We start from the raw sequence: 17524 nt of genomic DNA on the forward strand, positions 1-17524 counted from the left end.
AAAAATCACTAAGTTTACTGCAAATCACACTGCTTAGTGATGATGGAGCTTTGACTGCTCGTTTACACCTTAAAATGCTGGCCCCTTTTGCAGCGGAATGGTGGTATACTTTCCCCGGAATAATCACATATACTACAAAAAGCTGGATCAAAGCGGCTTAACAAGCCCTATAGATGAAAGCGAAATAGTAAGTGGTCAAATCAATGAGAAGATCGAGGTGCCAATTGAACAATTAGAATTCAGATTTGGCAGCATCGCATTCAAACATCCAATTGCTGAATTCAATGGTAAGGAGGTCGAGTTTGAAATTGAAAACTTGAATGTTAGACCAGAGTTTACCGTTCTTAAGCCGTATTTTATCCGATTCCTCAAACGCACAACGGCATTAGTTAATATCCAAGCTACGTTCCAACATAACAGGCTGGTATTTAAATCAGCATCTTCTAATGATCTCGATAAATTAAATCGTGAGGTAATTGAAAGCGTAAAGTTCCGGTTTTTAAACAAAGATATTATTAAAGGTATCCCTATAGGAGAAGATAACCTATTGGATTCAGGACAAGTACAAGGCGGCAGAGAGCAATTACTTTACACCAACGAAGACGATTTATTGGAAAATATACTGGCTCTTAAGCAATATAAGCATCATCGACATCTCCGTTACCTTTCTCAAAAACACGAACGAACTATACTGAAGCTCCGTTTTGTATTAGAGCCCTTCTCATTTGTATTTTTACTTTCCGGCAATAACCAATACCATTTGGTTTGGGAAACATTAGATACTGAAGAGGCAACCTATATGTGGCATATTGAAAAGTCTGTTTACGAACTTGAACGGAGTATAAGGCAGATAGATACGCTGCTTGGCCAAATACGAACAAAAGGACGGCAGCAATATCTCGAAACCAATCCCGAACAGTTTAGTCGTATTGTTCATGATTACGCTGACGGCAAAGGGTTCATTATTTGGAAAGATCTTTTGGAAGAAAAACTATTTTAATTTGTATTTCGGTATTGAAAGCAACTACAATCCTTATTTGGAAATTCGGTTCTGACGCAACTCGGTGCTGGCAGTAACATTACGGTAGAATGGAAACTATGCCACTACGCCCGATGGTTTAAACGCCGTAGCACTTTGCAAGTAAGCCTGATTTTTATCAGACCAAGACACGAAATGAACTCATCTATAGATGATAACGGGCTTAAATGCTGCCTTTCAATGGCCGGATTTCTTGATGATCTTGAATTCACCGCAATTATTTAACATTTTTATCGGTAAACGAAATATATGAGTATTTCTAATTGGCCCGTTTTTTCTCGTCCTCGCTGGCGGTATTACGTTTACGCGCGGCGGTTACATTACTGCCCAGCCGATAGCTGAAACTTAGCGTTACGCTGCGCGTATCGTTCTTTTCGTAAAAGCCATTATGCTGGTTCAGGTAATCTACATTGATACGGTAGGCGTTGCCATAAAAAAGATCGTTCACGGCCAGGCGTAAAGTTCCTTGTCCTTTAATTACCGTTTTGCGGATGCCCGCGCTTACATCAAACGTTTGCGCGGTATGGTAAATACCCTGTACCGATGGCGACGAATACCAGGCGCTGATCTCGGCTTTAAGTCCGGCTGCTTTATTAATAGTGAAAGCGTGGTTTGTACTTAAATAACTGCTTAAGGTATGATAATTATAGCTACCCTGTAGGTACCCCGATTTTTCCTGTCGATAGGCGCTTTGCAAATAGTTGTTGATCTCCCACCAGGGGGCAACCGTAACCGGGAAGGATGCCGAGATGCCGATATCCTGGCTCAGATCAAGGTTTTGCTGGGTATCGTAAAAAATCTTATTGACATCGTCCTGTACGGTGATATTGCTGAAAACGCCCTGTGTGCGGCGCAAAAACAGCGCTACATTATATTGTTGTTTGTACGTATACCCCAGCTCTATATTATGAATAAAGGCCGGTTGCAGCGCGGGATTGCCCACCAGATAGGTATAAGGACTGGTGTACGATTTAAATGGATTAAGCCGCCAGTAATCGGGCCGGTTAATGCGGTAGCCGTAGTTTAAATTCAGCTCGTTATCCTTGTTAATTTTATAAACAGCAAACAAGGTGGGGAACAATTTGAAATAGCGGTTGGTATTAAGTGCATCCAGCGTGACTGAATAGCCGCGGGTATTGGTGTATTCGCCACGTAAACCACCTTCAAAGGTCCATTTACCCAGGCTGCCAGTAATGCTGGTATAAGCGGCGGCCGTTTTTTCAGCATAGCGAAAGTTATCGCTGTTGGGTGTGATCAGTACCGGGGTAGCCCCGGCGTTATTATAAAAATCGAAACGGTTTTCGGTAACGATACTGCTGTACTTCAGGCCCGATTCCATACTCCATACTTTACCCAGTTTGTAGGTGTAATCTAACTTACCCGAATAAATACTGATCTGCTGTCGCGATGGTGTAAAAATGCGATAGGGTGCGGCTGCCAGTGCGCCGTTAGGCAAGTAAGAGAAATTATTGATGTACTGATCGTTATTATTACGATAGGGGGCAAGATCCAGGTCGATGTTCAGGCTGCGGCCGTTGGTATCCAGTTTGGCCTTGTAGTTCAGGTTAAAGCTGTATTGATCCGTACGCCCGTCGGTCAGGTTGTTGGTTTGCAATGTAGAATCGGCAGTTGCCCTGTGCATATTATAAATATCCGTGCGTACCTGGTTGGTGCGCCTATTGGTGGCATTATACCCCGTAACCAAAAAGCCGATCACCTGTTTAGGGGTCAGGTCATAATCAACCCCCAGTTTATAACTACCGGCGTTACCCGACCGGATGCCCGATTTTGTATTTTCCCAATCAGCAAAACTGCCGGGGGTATTATAAATTACGTACTCGGTTTCGGCATGGTCTTTTTTGCGGCGGCTGTAGCCGTAATTGCCATAAATATTCCATTTGCCTTTGCGGTAGTTAAATACCGCGCTGCTGTTATAACTATCGTAAGTAGCCTGGGTGTATACGCCGCTCAAAATCACGTTCAATCCCTGGCCTTTGGGTTTTTTAGATATGATATTGATCACTGCGCCGCCCTGCGCGTCATAACGGGCGGTCGGGTTGGTCATGATCTCCATTTTGCTCACGTTGTCCGATGGCAGGTTACGCAAATAAGTTGCCAGGTCATCGCCCGATAACCTTAACGGCTTGTCATCTAAATAAATTACCACGCCTTTGCCCGATGCGCTAATGCCGCCATCAAACTTGGTTTGCACACCGGGGGCCTTACCCAATGCATCCCAAACGGTTCTGCCGCTGGCCGTAATGCTGTTTTCTACATTAAAAACCACCCGGTCAATCTTGCGCTCTATCAGCGGTTTGGCCGCAGATATGGTCACTTGTTTTAAGGCTTTCGCTTCCGGCTGCATAATGATCAGGACCGAATCCTGTGGCAAAGCCAGGTTACGCGTTACTGCCTTGTAGCCTATCAGGGTAGCTGTGAGTATATAATCACCCTTTGGCGCGCTTTTTAATGTGAATATGCCATGATCTGCAAATGCCGATGCCACCATTTTATTTTGCTGGCTAAGGGTAATGGTAACGGCATCTAAAAGCTGATGGCTGGGATCGGTCACCGTGCCTTTAATGGTTTGCTGGGCATAAAGCCGGGTAGAAAATAAAATAGCGAAAAATAATAAGGCTTTATTCATAACACAAACCTACCCACAAGAAAGATTAAGCAAACTTAAGTTTCCTTAAATAACATTAAATCGGCTAAGGCGGTCGGCAAGATAACGATCATTTCCGCATTTTAGCGTTATGAAATGGCTTTCGGCGCGTTATGCCTATCCTTTGGTAATGCTGGCTTTATTGGTTAGCATCGTTTTACAGCTGGCCTGGTTGTGGCAACTGCACCAAAGCCAACAGAACCAACTGCGCCAGGAACTGGAAAGCCTGGTGAGCACGGCCGCCCAAAAAACCAGCTATAACACCATTGCCCGTGGGCACGAGCAAAGCACCCGTTTCCGGGAGTTCTTCCTCTCGCCCGAATGGCTTAACCTGCGGCAGGCCTTTGATGATTTGAAAGTAGATGACCTGCACAGCGAGTTCCGTTACGGCATATCTAACGATAGTTCGGTGATCAACCTGCATCTTTCTTTTTTAAATAATCAAAAATATAAGCCGCACAGCTCGCATCGTATCGATAGCCAAAAACCGGCAGCCGTGCTTTCTCTCGACAGACAAACATTCCGATTGATGGACAGCACGGTTAAGGCAGATCTGAAGCGGGCGGCTATTGAAACACCGGCTTATTTTGCCCGGTACAACTATGATAATGACCGGCTGGACAGCGTATCAATAATCGGTAAACCTCAAAAGGCGGCCTACATCAGCAAGCATTATACCTATAACCTAAAGTTTTTACACAGGTATCAGTTGGTGATCCCTTCGCTTACCCGCGTAATAATTTACCGGATGCGTTTTTACTTGCTATCGTCGCTGTTTATGTTGTTGCTAACCGGGGCGGTGTTTTATTTCATCCTTAAGCTGATGCGTAACCAGCGCCTGTATGCCCAGGCGCGGTCGGCTTTTACCAGCAACATGACCCACGAGTTGAAAACGCCCGTCGCCACCATCGCCATCGCTTTGGAAAGTATTGCTGATAATGAATTGGAGAAAAATCCGGCCCTGTTGAAAAGCTATCTTGAAATTTCGCGCAGCGAACTGAGACGACTGAACCTGATGATTGAAAAAGTGCTGAACCTGGAGCAAATGGATAACGGCGAGGCGCATTACAGAAAGGAATTGTTTGATGTGCAGCAGGGTTTACAACAGGTGGTAGCCTCCATGCGCCTGCAAACCGAGAATAATGCCGCCGAAATCATTTATCAGCCCCTGACAGATCCATGCTTTGTAAGCGGCGACCCGGTGCATTTAACCAATGTTTTTTATAACCTGGTAGAGAACGCGCTTAAATATGGCGGTAAAAATACCCTACTGCAAATCAGCATTAAGCAGGAGCCAACCGTGGTGAGTATCAGCTTTCAGGATAACGGCCCGGGCATTGCACCTATTTACCAGCAGCGCGTGTTCGAGCGCTTTTTTAGGCTACCGGCCGGCGTAAGCGATATTCATAATGTAAAGGGATCGGGCCTTGGTTTGCACTATGTTGAGCAGGTTACCCGGCAGCATGGCGGCCGTGTTACCCTGCAAAGCGAGCCGGGCAAAGGCTGCAACTTTACCCTATATTTACCTTTAGCCTTATGAAGCGCCAAATACTTTACGCCGAAGACGAGCCTTTTTTAGCGCGGATAACGATAGATAACCTGACGCAAAAAGGGTACGAAGTTTTATTGGCGGGCGATGGGCAAACGGCGCTGGAACTATTTAACACCCACCAGCCCGACCTGTGCCTGCTGGATATTATGATGCCGCTAAAGGACGGCTATACGCTGGCCGAAGATATTCGCAAGCTTAATGCGGGCGTACCTATTATCTTCCTAAGCGCCAAATCTATGCCCGAAGATGTGGTAAAAGGTTTTAAAAGCGGCGGGCACGATTACCTTAAAAAGCCATTCAGTATTGCTGAATTACTGGTGCGGATTGAATCTCTGCTGAGCCGATTTGGCCCTGCTCAGTCGGCGGAGAAAATCGCACAAACAACCTTATATACTTTTGGAAACTGCCGCCTGGATAGCGTGAACCAGCAATTGGCTACCCCGAGAGCCAGGTATGATCTTTCTTTTAAAGAAATGGAACTGCTAAAACTTTTGCTTCTGTACAAAAACGAGGTGCTGGAGCGGCAGGAGGCCTTAGAAAAGATTTGGGGTGACGACAGTTATTATAACACCAACAGCATGAACGTTTTTATGACACATTTGCGCAAGATGCTAAAGGACGACCCCGCTTTACAGATCATCAGTTTGCGTGGGTTGGGCTATAAATTAGTTTGTAACGGATGAGCGCAGCAAGCATAAAATTCTTAGACATAATACCGGACACTCGGTCTCATATCCAATGGATGTACTGCTCTCTGGCTCCCGAAGCACGCTGTGAGAACGCGACATTCGACAGGACAGGTTTATACCACTGATATTTAACAAGTTAAAATTCACTCCATAAAACTCTGTCAAAAGTTGTGACTGGAAAGTGTCGAAGTTATTAGGCTGCAATTACGTCCGTTGCCCAATCATAACCCGAACTTCTAAGGCAATATTTGGCGGTGGCAGAATATTCAGAATTTGGATGAGTTAATTCCCTCAACTCTTTCCATATTTTTATGATTTCAGATTGTCTAGCTAAATCATAGTTTACAACCTGTAACGCAATCAATTTTTGAGCGTTAATTATTAGCTGTGTTGTTTTAAAAAACTTCTGCCTTCGTCCTTCTTTCAATCCTTCGGAATTAAGGTTATATCTCTCAATTGAGTAATAGGCGCGTTTATATTCTCTTGATGTTTTGTCAGTAAATCTCGGCCCAACTTTCCCTTCTTCATCAAAAATCAATTTGGTGGGATCATCAATATTGATAGGGTCGAGGAGTAATATATCTTCCAGATTAAGATTGTCAGCAAACCCATTTGCTTTGTTTTGAACTACCGGAAAATAGTCTTTTTTTCTTACATTAGATGCAGGGCCAGAGTATCTATAATTGAGCCAATCGAAGGCCAACCACCAGTATCCCCCTTCATCAACTCCATTTTCATTTAACGCATTGGTTTTCGGCCGAAAATGGTCTACATGACAATGAGCACCATCGTTTATTGATTCGGAATACCAACATTTACGATTTTTAATATTAGACAAATGATTTTTCAGTTCTCTCCAAATGCCTTCATTTGCTGCAATAATACCTCTCCTCTCATCAATATCTCCTGTAGCTAAGAGTTGAGTTGTTAGACTGTCGGCTCTGCCAATCCATTCATTTGCCGGAGGGTGGTTTTCCAAGTCAATGTAAATCATTTTCCCTGATCCTCCTTCAAAAGCTCTTTCATTATTTGAGCCGCTACTTCGTTCTGTTTTTCAAGTTGTTCTCCACTCAATTTTTCAATTGTTAGTTCATTCGCTTTTCCCATGGCGATTAAAAACTTTTCATACAGTGGATCGCGATCTGTTGTATTTATTCCCAGCTGACTTAAAGTTTGAAAAAGTTCATTTAGCTCAACCTTTTCAGCAAGCGCTAGTTCTTGACTGTCTTGTTGCACCAAAAGTTCATTCCTTCTCGTCAATAATTTTAGTGTTTCTTTATCAAGGGTGCTGGGTAATCCAAAAAAATCACTTGTCAAGATCCCTGCAACTCCCAGTCCTCTTGGGTCAAATTCTGGCTCTATAGCTCTTATTTGTTTTTGTTCCCCTTCAGTATAGAATATTCTAATTTCTTCTTTTGTTAAACCACCGATGACCAGCGGGTCATGTGTCGTCATAATTATCTGACTAGTTTCATTCTTTTCAACTATCTTATCAAGTAATGTCATGTAATTCCATTTCCAGACTGGATTCAAATGGGTATCAGGCTCATCCAAAAGTATTAGAGATTCTGCCTCATTAGTAAAGCGTAATAAACCTAAAACGGTAAGTAACTGTTGCTCACCCTCACTAAGTTCCTTAAAGGTCACATCATTTTGAGAATGAATCTTCTTTACTTTTACTCGCACTTCCTGAATTAAATCAGAAATGTAAGTACTCTCCAACATCTTGAAGAAATTAGTATTAGTAACATATTTAGCTGCGAGTTTTTCTAACTTTTCCTGATTTGATATATAAATATATAAGAGTTCCTTTTCAGGATGTTTGTTAAAATCTTCTCGTACATTATCCTTGTGTGAAATAGGAGCCATTGATGCTTCCCACAAGTCGTCTAAGAAATTTTTAACAACGCCCCTGGATTTCCAAAAGGATGAGTCTGCTCCCTCCCCTTTTTTAACCTTTGCCCATTCTGGTCGCTTCAAAACAAAAAGTATAGATTCCAGACCAGATATATTGAGGTATTCTTCTAAAAAGGTTTTAACTACATCATTGTGAAAGGAGTAAAACGCCATCAGAACGAAATGGCTATGAATCAACCTTGCATAAAACAAAGGGCGCATAGGATCATCTTTCCCTGCCAACAAATCGTCATAAAATCGCTTTTGATGTATATCAAAATGTTCAACTAATCTATTACTAACACCAGAATAATATGATATAACATATTTCGGTAGGTGTTCGTCTTTATCTTTATAGAATGCCGCTTTGCTTTTTCGTTCGTCATCAACAAAAAATGAGTATCCCGGTTTTTCTCGGTCTGAAACGTCACCAATTAACAAAGGATTGTCATCCTCTTTCGCAACTCCAACAATTCTTATTTGATTACTTTTACATTTATAACTAATCTCAAAATTAAACTCAGGAAAAGATGACTTTTTCTCAAATAGATCTAAGTCTCTAAAAATTATGACCAAAGCTTCCAAAAAGTTAGACTTTCCTGCCGCGTTTTGGCCCAAAAGAATGGTGTTCATTTGAGTTCCATTTAAATCAATTTCAAACTGATTTAAATTTTTGAAACCATCAACTTTTACTCGGTCAATTCTCATATGTTAGTTCTAAAAAGCCCTTTTCCTCTGTTTCCCGAATAGTCTTATTCTTCTCGATTTGGATTTTTAATTCCGCATAGAAAGCCTCGATGTTGCTTTCAAACTTTGACATTTTCCATAAATCCGCAGCCGACATCTTTCCATGTGCCTTTAATATTTCAGTTAATTCCATGATATTGATATCTCTAATATAATTAATTCGAAGAGTAGAAGACTGTGCTAATTCATATGCTATACTGTCACTTTTTATTCGTTCTATTTGATTGTTATTTACTTTAAAAGCATTTTTAAGCGTTGATGATACTAACTGGATTACATCGGATTGATTTTGTTTGATTTTCTGTTCTAAACCATCACAATATGAATGGACGTTTTTTATTTTTTCAACAATAATATTTTGCTCTTCCAATGGCGGAAATGGCACTAATATATTTTTGAGTTTTGAGCCACTGAAATTAGCTTGATTTGTTTGAGTTATTATTTGAGGTTCGATTTGAGTTTTGCGACAGATAGGAGAAAGTAAATAAAAATTTATGTAGTCAGAGTTAGCATACTTCTTAAACAGGGTGATCTTTATTAAGTAAGAAGCGAGCGTATAAGTGTTATTTTCACCGCTATATACAGCGCTTTTTCCTACCAAATCATAACTGTTAGTCCTATTAAAAACTATATCCCCAGGCCTTAAATAAAGTTTCGGCAAATCCCTATGATTTTGAGGTATAAATTTAAAATTCTCATAAATCAGGGTTCCCTCATTTGAAATATTCCCCATTCTAAAGACAGGCACCAGGTCGTGGTTATCATTGGTTTTCTGAGATGTACCGTATGCCATGAATTGAATAACATCAACAAACCTTATCCAGGTCCAATTTATTGGTATTTCGTATGGTATTTCATCTTTGGAAATTGAAGTACTTGCTTTTTCCTTTGGAATCTTTTTTTCAGCGATCAACTGGGCTTTTTCCAGTCTAATGTTTTTTAGTAGTTTATCTGTACCCAATTGATTAGTGTTATCGCTACGCCAGTTGTTCGTAAGACCGCCTTCAACCCCTTCTTGGATTATTGATTTCCTAAGTTTTTTTACTAAATCTAATTGACTACTAAGTTCTTTTAAAATTCTACTGTAATTATATTCAAAGTCGTGAATACTGTTTAATATCTCATGTTGTTCTTTAAGAGATGGTAAAGGAATTTCCAGATTATATAATTGACTCGGTTGAATTCGTTTTGAACCAACACCCTTTGCTAATGATTCTAACTTGAGATAAAAGTCTCCTTGTTTAAAAAAATAATAAATCCATTCCGGGCTGCAAGATTCATTTATGTCAAAAGCCGGTATATCTGAGCTTGATTCAAACCCATTTAATTCAGCTGGTACAATACCAAATGCGCCCTTGTGGAGATTCTGTTTTCCGTAAATAAATTGCCCTGCCTTACGAACAAAATATTTAGTTGCTCCCTCTTTATCTGTGGTATCAGGTCGCTTTTCTACACCTCCAACATTTAATTTGACCCTTAATCGTTTATCAGTATTTGGTTCAGTAGATTCTGTTTTGGATTCAGTTAATAAATCCCCCAATTTTTTTATAGGCCAATTTTCCATTACATATCCAATTTGAGGGCTGAAAGTAATTTTTGGCTCGCATCAAATGACTTTTCAAGCTTTTGTATAATTTCTACGCTTGATAGTTGAATATCATCTTCTCCGTAGTAAGGACTAGATATGTCCAAATTATAATTTCTTTTTTTAATATCACTAATAGAAACTTTCCAGGCGTTTTCTGTTTCTATTCGGTTTGTCCACCATGACTTTTCAGCATCAAATTCTTTAATATTGATAGGCCTTGTTTTATTATAACTTTTTTGATTTTCGGGATATGGATGCTCGTAATACCATACATACTCTGTTTGTGCTCCTCTATCAAAAAATAAAAGATTTGTATTGATATTCGTGTATGGATTAAAAACGCCGTGTGGCAGTCTAACAATAGTATGAAGATTGCATTTACTTAAAAGTTCTTCTTTTATCTTCGTTCTAATTCCTTCACCATACAGAAACCCATCGGGTAATACTACAGCGGCACGACCATTTTCTTTTAACAACCGAATTATTAAAAGCATAAATAAATCAGCCGTTTCTTTAGTCCGATAACCGATTGGAAAATTAGACTCTGTTCCATCTTCCTCAAGTCCGCCAAATGGTGGATTTGAAAGAATAATATCAAATTGATCGTTTTCTGTCCAGTTGTTAAATGGTTTGCTAAGTAAATTATCTCTTTTAATTGAAGGAATACTTAAATCATGTAACATTAAATTTGTGGTACACAATAAATGCGGAAGCGGTTTTTTTTCGACGCCGTTTATTGTTGATTCTAAAATCCTGTTAACATTTTCATCTTTTGTTTTTAACTTGACATTATCGATTGAACAAGTTAAAAATCCTCCCGTTCCACACGCTGGGTCCAAAATAGATTCACCTAAATTTGGATTAATCACATCTACCATGAACTGTGTAACTGCCCTGGGAGTATAATATTCTCCTGAAGAACCAGCACTTTGCAATTCTTTTAAAATATTTTCATATATATCATTGAATACATGACTGCCTGCCGTTAAGTTAAAATCGATTTTATTTATTTCAGTAATAACTTGGCGAAACAAGGCACCATTTTTCATGTAATTATAAGTGTCTTCAAAGACAGAACGCACTATTGAAGATTGTTCATTTAAACCTCCTTCAATAGATTTTAATGTTGGAAAAAGTTCATTATTGATAAATTCAATTAACTCGTCTCCCGATAATCCTCCTTTTTCACCGGCCCAGTTTGACCACTTAAATTTTTCTGGAATTGGACTTCGGTAGCCGTCGATTTCATCTTTCCAGTTGAGTTCTTTGTCGGAGAAAATTTTCAAAAAGATCATCCAAACCATTTGGGATATACGTTGAGCATCACCATCTACCCCCGTATCTCTGCGCATTACGTCCCGGATTGATTTTATATTAGCACTTAGATTACTCATGTAGATCTTTATTTAATTCCTTTATTTACAAGACTTCGTAATTTTCTTGTTTGGTTTAGATAGTGGTGAATTAGAAAGGTGTAGAATAAACTTTGCCGCAAATTCAGTTGCCCTTTGACTTATATCTTCTCTTTTAAAAAAAATTTTATAGTTAATAAAAATGAAAACATTAGCGAATTTATACTTTTACTAAAGATAATCTTCACAATCTATATAATATATTCGATGCCTTTTTTCATCGTCCTCACGATCAGAACTATTATGAAATAAGCATTCTAACGTAATACATTTACTAACCTAATAAATTAAGGATATCCTGAATTGAGATAGGGAGACCTATATCTCATGCTGAAAAAATACTATTAAGTTGTTGTATAACGAAAAGCCCCATATGAAAATATGAGGCTTAATATTATTAGTATTAAATTATTACCTAATTAGATACCCTTGTAAGTGAATATTACCTAACCACATATCGGCAAATTCGGCGTGGTCTGCCTGCATGTCGGTGTGGACATCGCCCATTGTTTGACTGCTAAATTCTATGCTTTCCTGATAGATACCCAAATTAGCTTGTTGAATCATAAAGGGCACTATGGTAACTTCTGAAAGTTCGTCAACACCAATTGTATGGTTATCCAGTATCAAAAAGCACATTTCCGGGTCTTGCACCAAATCGCCATGTTGTTCGTAATAATGGCAAAGGCTGTAAGCACAACCTACGCCCATTGGTGTAATAATATCCACTCCAACCTTTTCAATGGTTAAAGGCATAAAAGGCTCATTAGTGATTTTCAAATGTTCGCTACCGTTCATCATTTCCATAAGACGGCAAAATATAGCGGTGCTGTTTTGATTTAATGTTTTCATAAAAAATGCGCCCTTTAAACGGTTGCGCCTCCGCTTTAATCAGTTTCTCAAAAATTGATGCTTAGGGCGGTTGGCGTTATTACCGTTAATGACCTCACTGCCGTATTTTTCGCGGATTTCATCTAGGCTTTTTTTACTGCCTTTGCTTACCTTGTATTCAGCCGTACGGAAATACCACGCTACTTTTTTAGAGGCAAATAAAAATCCTGCGGCTTTTAAGATTTCTTTATTCGGGCGGGTATTACCCGTTACCCAAATCCATGCGCCTACTAACTCTATTAAAATACCATCTAAGTAAATAATGGCTTCAATAGCTTTACGGTACGCTTCCGATGATAAAATTTCATTTTCTGTTTCTTCATCTGACAGGTTAGCCCCTTTGATAGCTTTGGCAGAGGCAAAAGCATAAGCTTTATTGATTTCCTGCATAATTGCCGTATCGCCCCCTAAATCGGGATGATACAATTTAGCCAGCCGTTTATACTCGGCTTTTACTTCATCTATCGTCTTACACTCGTTAAACCATTTCATAAGCTTGTTATTAATTGTCCTGATGTGTTTTTAGGATTTCAGTTTTAAGCACTTTCACATTTGCTGTACTTGGGATATTTAAAACCGTATCTGTTTCTATCTCCTTTACTGCATCGTTAATTTGTACATGGCCGGTTTCAACAATCAACCGCACAATGAGCAATATTTTATCCTGCATGGTTATAGCTGGTTAAAAAGTTATGGTACTCGGTATTGAAAACTGCGGGGTTGTTGATAGCCAAATCTTCGGCATACCCTACCCAAAATATTTGGTCGGTCAGCTCTATAAATAGTTCCTACATTTGCTTTCGATTTACTGTAGGTGAATTGAAGTTAGCCCCCTTTAGTGTTTTGGGAAAGGGGGCTTTACTATTTTTAAACAGGTATGATAATTTCTGCTTCTATTTCCGCTATCTTCTCTACACACAGGCTATTGATAAACTGTGCTGATTGCTGAATCAGGTTTGCGTTTTTGGTGCTGAACGTGCGCCCCTGGTCGTCTCTTATAATCAGTTCGCAGCCCTGCAAGCTGTTTGCGCCTGTTTCCTCGCCCGTTTCTTCCTGTTTTACTGTAAACTCGTCCAAATTGGCAACAATGGTTTGCATCCTGTTACGGTGCTGAATTTTACGGTTCAGGTCCAAAACAACTTTTACAGTACTGTCTAAATTCATTACCGGTTTAAACGGATCGGCTTTAACCTCGGCCTTTACTTCGGCTTTGGATTGTTCAGGTTTAGGTTGTTCAACGGAGGGGGCATCCTTTTTAGGTTGTTCGGCTTGCGTACCATTTTGGTCTTTAGGCTTCGCCGCTTCATCTTTAGGTTTTGACACCGTATTAACGGGGTTACTGTTTACAAAGGCCACTTTGTTTTTATCAGTGGTTACAGGGTTAGCGGTGTTTGCTGTTCCGTTATTGGTTACACTGTTGTTTTTTGCTTCGTTGATTTTCATGATTTTTATTTTTAATGTTTCTAATTTTAAATACTATTGGAGTGACAGGTCTGCGGTAGCTGTGTCGCCGTCCGGTGGCGCTCTTCCTTTTAAGTTTTTCATACTGGTGCTTTCTTATCTTCGTTTTTAAAGTGGCTCGCTACGCTCGCTCGCTTTTTATTAAGCACCTCACCTGAATAAGCAAGCTGCAAAGGCAAGACTTTTGGAAAAAAATACGCTCGAAACAAACCCGCCGAAGGCAGCCGATGAAAAAAACGAGGAAGATTTTTTTTACAAAACCGGAGGCTCGGTCTTGACGTGCAGCCTGCTTTCCAGAAATTTGTTTAATAAAATGTCGGGTAAGCGCCTAAAAAAATCACTTTAGCGAAACCTAAAAAAGCGAAGCCGTAAAAAGAAAAAGCGCTGGCAGAGGTACGAGGCCTGGGTTTTAAAATCAGCGAAGCGGCTGAATTGAGGAACGAAATGAAGTGGCTGGAGCTGATAACTTGCAAAAGCCTTCTTTACATTTTTTATCATTTTCTGTAAGTTTGAAACACCTACTTGTAAACATGAAAGCATATCAACAACAAATCATCCGTGAAATGAGGGAAGGCCGTTTAAGCGGTTCGGAACTGGAGGAAAAAGAAAGTGTACTGTTACAAGAATTGCGCTGCGCTGCTGACGAAAAAGAGATCAGAGAATTGTGCTCCGCCATTGCGGTGTCAGGTTCGATTCTCTCCGTACCATGTCTATTCGCGCTTATGCAAAATTGGGGTGATGGATTGAAACCGTTATTCGAAAATATCATTAAAGGAATAGCACAAAGGGCAAAAGGCCGCGGTAGCAGGTTACCGAGTGATTATTACACGCTGCAGCACTGGCAACCTCAATGGCAGGGCAGTAAAACCCGTTTTTTAAGTTATGTATCTGCAATAGCAGATATTGTCGTTAAAAACGAGGATAACGATGAAGAAGTGAAACGAATTGGTAATATCCTTGTAAAAGAAATGCAGGTGGATATTTCACCTTATAACAACTTTCAGGATTTTAAGATATGTATCCATGATTGGGATTTCGAGGAGGACTACAAGCTCGTGCTTGACCGAATGGAGCAGGAAAGGCTCGTTGAAGAAATAGAAGATGCGGGACTAAGGGAGAGTTGGAATACTTTCTTCGCCGATCATTTACTAAATTTAAAATATGATTACCTTGTTACACGTTTAGGCATCGCCGATAAATTTGAATATCATCAGTTTGTGCTTAAAATGGCCGAGTGCCTTAACATTTCGGAATAATCAAGAGAAAATTGGCCAAATAATTTACCCACACTATTTTATCCTAAACCTAAGATTCTTATCCTATGTACGACAAAAAAAAGATTATTGGAGAAATGTCACGGACCAATTGGAACCCTGATAGCAATAAAGAAAAAGAGCAGTTTTTATTGCAAATTTTAAGGGGCACCAATGATATTGAAGAAATAAGCGAACTGTGCGAAGCACTTGGAAGCAAAGGCTCATTGTTCGCCATTCCAACCTTGATGGCAAGAATGATAGATGCAGAAATAGAGGAGAAAAGTTGGTTTTTGGGCGCATTAATGATGTTAAGGTTAAGAATGGCCGGCTGGGATATTCAAATGCTTGATAAATTATTCGAACCCGAATGGTGGCAAACCAAGTGGATAGGTTCAAAAGGACGCTTTTTAAGTTTTATTTCGTTGCTGTCAGCCGATCAAAGTAATTACTTCGATAGCCTAAAAATGGAGGAATTAGCTCAGGCCGTAATTAAAGAGATGAAATTTGACATATCTCCATATAATACTTTCAATGAACTTAAAATTTGTACCCCTGAATGGAATTTAGAACAAGATCTAACCATAATGCTCGCAGGTGTTGAAGAGGATTTGTTGATGGCACCAATATTTAAAGATAAAATCCTTAAAAATCTTGATTCACAAGTTGCAGAGAATATTATTAATATGCGTAACGATTACCTTGTTACCAGACTAAACTTACATCACAATTTCCAACATTATCATTATTTGCTCAAAACCATAAGTGTCCTAAACAGGCCATAAAGATTAATAAATGCCCTACTTAATAACAAGCAGGGCATTGTTGGTTTAATGCAAAGTAGGCATAAGGTAAGCAAATGCTTTAGCTCAAATCACAGATCTCATTTTTTAAGTTGCGATACCTCTTTGCGGATTGCAGTCGCACTTATACGCACATTCAGCAAGGCTTTGCGTAACCTCCTGCCAGCTGTCTGATTACCCTTTTCGTAAAATTTTTGCGCATCGTTTTCCATCGCAACTACCTGATCTTTTAATTCCGTGAACTTTTTCATGTTAATAATTTAAAAATCTATTATTCTAATATCTACTCGGTAATAAGGTTTAAAATCTACTAGCGGATACCCCGGCTTTGGCCTTGTTGCCGTGTTTTCTCCTGGGATTGGTTTTGGCTGCGGGTCTGCGTATTGTTAACCGCCTCTGTTTTGGCAAACTGCTCCCTTTTTAAGGCAGCGCCTTTTTCACTAAAGAAGTTTAGTTTGCCATAGCGGGGAACAACCTCCGCCATTACTTTGGCTTCTTTGCCGTCCTTTCCTGTAGCTGTTACTGCAACACGGTCGCCGTTACTCATGGCTTTAATGATCTCGGCTTTCTTTTCGGGTTCGGCCAGTTCTTTGATCTTATAAGCATTCAGTGTTTTTTCCATATCAAAACCGTAGGTAGGATGATGAAATTGCTTGAACTTATGGTTACCGTAATCATCCTTTTTAATATCAAAGTCAAGCTTTACCCATGCTTTATAAGGGTCGCCGTCCTTGGTCATCATGTCATTACGGAATACAGTCCTGTCCTGCACTAAGTTAGCCGCCTGGCTTGCGGAAAACCCCTTACCATCCTTCAGGTAAAATGTCTGGCTCACCGCAGGGCTGAAATAAGCCTGCCTAAAATCAGGATTTATAAAGTTTACTTTGCCATCTTTCATAGAAGCTAAATTCTGTTTAGCCTCCACGCTATCCCCTACGGCCAGTTCACTGGTGCCTTTTTGTTTTTTAAAGAAGTCCAGTGCTTCGTTCGGGCTTTCAAAATTCTTCACCAAGAACTTATCGGGCTTTTCCTTGTCGGCAGAGATCACGATGTAATGCTGGTTTTCGATGGTCGGCGGTAATTTACCGGCGGTCACTTCAAACTTGTTAAAGGAATAATTATCCGACTGGCCCGACTTTTTAAAATGCAGGGTCATATCAACCGTGCCTTTATCACCGGGGAACTGGTCTTTTAATGTGAAATAGCCCGGTAATTGCTTCATGTTCTTTTCCAGTTCGTTGGCTATTTTGGGGTTAAACCCCATACTTTTGACCTCCTGTTGGAGATCCTGTAAATTATTTAAGTTCATGATATTGGATGTTTAATGGTAAATAAAATCGTGTACTATTTAGCGGCTTTATTATCGTTATTCCGAAGCAAAACCTGCCTGCTGTCCTCCAGCTGTATGTTATGGAGATGTTGACCACCTGATTCCGGGCCAAACTGACCAGGCAATTAGCTGACGTGGGGCGTGCAGCAAACGCTATAAAAGCGTGTACAAAAATAGTTATTTAAAAGGTATTTTCAT

General features: G+C 40.0%; 16 protein-coding genes. 5 read left to right on the top strand and 11 right to left on the bottom strand.

All coding sequences use genetic code 11. The features are described 5' to 3' along the window. The first annotated feature begins 217 nt into the window (after positions 1–217). Entirely contained in the window at positions 218–1000 is a 783-nt protein-coding gene (locus tag ABIX36_RS11190) for a hypothetical protein (protein ID WP_348082248.1), read from the top strand. Between the two features lie 298 nt (positions 1001–1298). Here the strand turns inward: ABIX36_RS11190 and ABIX36_RS11195 are convergent, their stop codons facing one another. Further along, a complete protein-coding gene (locus tag ABIX36_RS11195; RefSeq protein WP_348082249.1) occupies positions 1299–3686 on the bottom strand; it encodes a TonB-dependent receptor in 2388 nt (795 codons plus the stop codon). Positions 3687–3795: 109 nt separating this feature from the next. Here ABIX36_RS11195 and ABIX36_RS11200 point away from each other — a divergent pair, with 109 nt between their 5' ends. Both ABIX36_RS11200 and ABIX36_RS11205 read left to right on the top strand, forming a co-directional pair. Then, a complete protein-coding gene (locus tag ABIX36_RS11200; RefSeq protein WP_348082250.1) occupies positions 3796–5244 on the top strand; it encodes a HAMP domain-containing sensor histidine kinase in 1449 nt (482 codons plus the stop codon). Continuing rightward, positions 5241–5939 carry a response regulator transcription factor gene (locus ABIX36_RS11205; protein WP_348082251.1) on the top strand — a complete coding sequence of 233 codons (699 nt, stop codon included), beginning with the start codon at positions 5241–5243 and terminating at the stop codon, positions 5937–5939. Before ABIX36_RS11200 ends, ABIX36_RS11205 begins: the two co-directional genes overlap by 4 nt. Before the next feature lie 199 nt (positions 5940–6138). On the opposite strand, the gene ABIX36_RS11210 is transcribed toward ABIX36_RS11205, so the two are convergent. The 8 genes from ABIX36_RS11210 to ABIX36_RS11245 all read right to left on the bottom strand — a co-directional run bounded on the left by ABIX36_RS11210 (position 6139) and on the right by ABIX36_RS11245 (position 13922). Then, on the bottom strand, positions 6139–6924 hold the full coding sequence (locus ABIX36_RS11210; RefSeq protein WP_348082252.1) for a hypothetical protein: 786 nt from the start codon (positions 6922–6924) through the stop codon (positions 6139–6141). 11 nt (positions 6925–6935) lie between these two features. Then, entirely contained in the window at positions 6936–8549 is a 1614-nt protein-coding gene (locus ABIX36_RS11215) for an AAA family ATPase (protein WP_348082253.1), read from the bottom strand. After that, positions 8539–10152: a restriction endonuclease subunit S gene (locus tag ABIX36_RS11220; RefSeq protein WP_348082254.1), complete on the bottom strand. Its 1614-nt coding sequence runs from the start codon at positions 10150–10152 to the stop codon at positions 8539–8541. Before ABIX36_RS11220 ends, ABIX36_RS11215 begins: the two co-directional genes overlap by 11 nt. Continuing rightward, the gene (locus tag ABIX36_RS11225; protein ID WP_348082255.1) at positions 10152–11570 is read right to left on the bottom strand and encodes a class I SAM-dependent DNA methyltransferase; all 1419 of its coding nucleotides are present in this window, start codon (positions 11568–11570) and stop codon (positions 10152–10154) included. Before ABIX36_RS11225 ends, ABIX36_RS11220 begins: the two co-directional genes overlap by 1 nt. 429 nt (positions 11571–11999) lie before the next feature. Further along, positions 12000–12440: a hypothetical protein gene (locus ABIX36_RS11230; protein WP_348082256.1), complete on the bottom strand. Its 441-nt coding sequence runs from the start codon at positions 12438–12440 to the stop codon at positions 12000–12002. A gap of 39 nt (positions 12441–12479) precedes the next feature. Beyond that, positions 12480–12971, bottom strand: coding sequence for a J domain-containing protein (locus tag ABIX36_RS11235; protein ID WP_348082257.1), 492 nt, complete (start codon positions 12969–12971; stop codon positions 12480–12482). Between the two features lie 10 nt (positions 12972–12981). Beyond that, complete coding sequence (locus ABIX36_RS11240) at positions 12982–13149, bottom strand: hypothetical protein (protein ID WP_348082258.1); 168 nt, start codon at positions 13147–13149, stop codon at positions 12982–12984. A gap of 197 nt (positions 13150–13346) precedes the next feature. Further along, on the bottom strand, positions 13347–13922 hold the full coding sequence (locus ABIX36_RS11245) for a hypothetical protein (RefSeq protein WP_348082259.1): 576 nt from the start codon (positions 13920–13922) through the stop codon (positions 13347–13349). 548 nt (positions 13923–14470) lie between these two features. Here ABIX36_RS11245 and ABIX36_RS11250 point away from each other — a divergent pair. Together ABIX36_RS11250 and ABIX36_RS11255 are read left to right on the top strand one after the other, a co-directional pair. Further along, positions 14471–15196, top strand: coding sequence for a hypothetical protein (locus ABIX36_RS11250; RefSeq protein WP_348082260.1), 726 nt, complete (start codon positions 14471–14473; stop codon positions 15194–15196). Between the two features lie 65 nt (positions 15197–15261). After that, a complete protein-coding gene (locus ABIX36_RS11255; RefSeq protein ID WP_348082261.1) occupies positions 15262–15978 on the top strand; it encodes a hypothetical protein in 717 nt (238 codons plus the stop codon). Positions 15979–16076: 98 nt separating this feature from the next. On the opposite strand, the gene ABIX36_RS11260 is transcribed toward ABIX36_RS11255, so the two are convergent. After that, entirely contained in the window at positions 16077–16247 is a 171-nt protein-coding gene (locus tag ABIX36_RS11260; protein WP_348082262.1) for a histone H1, read from the bottom strand. 59 nt (positions 16248–16306) lie between these two features. Beyond that, complete coding sequence (locus tag ABIX36_RS11265) at positions 16307–17305, bottom strand: hypothetical protein (RefSeq protein ID WP_348082263.1); 999 nt, start codon at positions 17303–17305, stop codon at positions 16307–16309. Positions 17306–17524: the final 219 nt, after the last annotated feature.

It is taken from the genome of Mucilaginibacter sp. (genome assembly GCF_039925265.1).
Taxonomy (GTDB): Bacteria; Bacteroidota; Bacteroidia; order Sphingobacteriales; family Sphingobacteriaceae; genus Mucilaginibacter.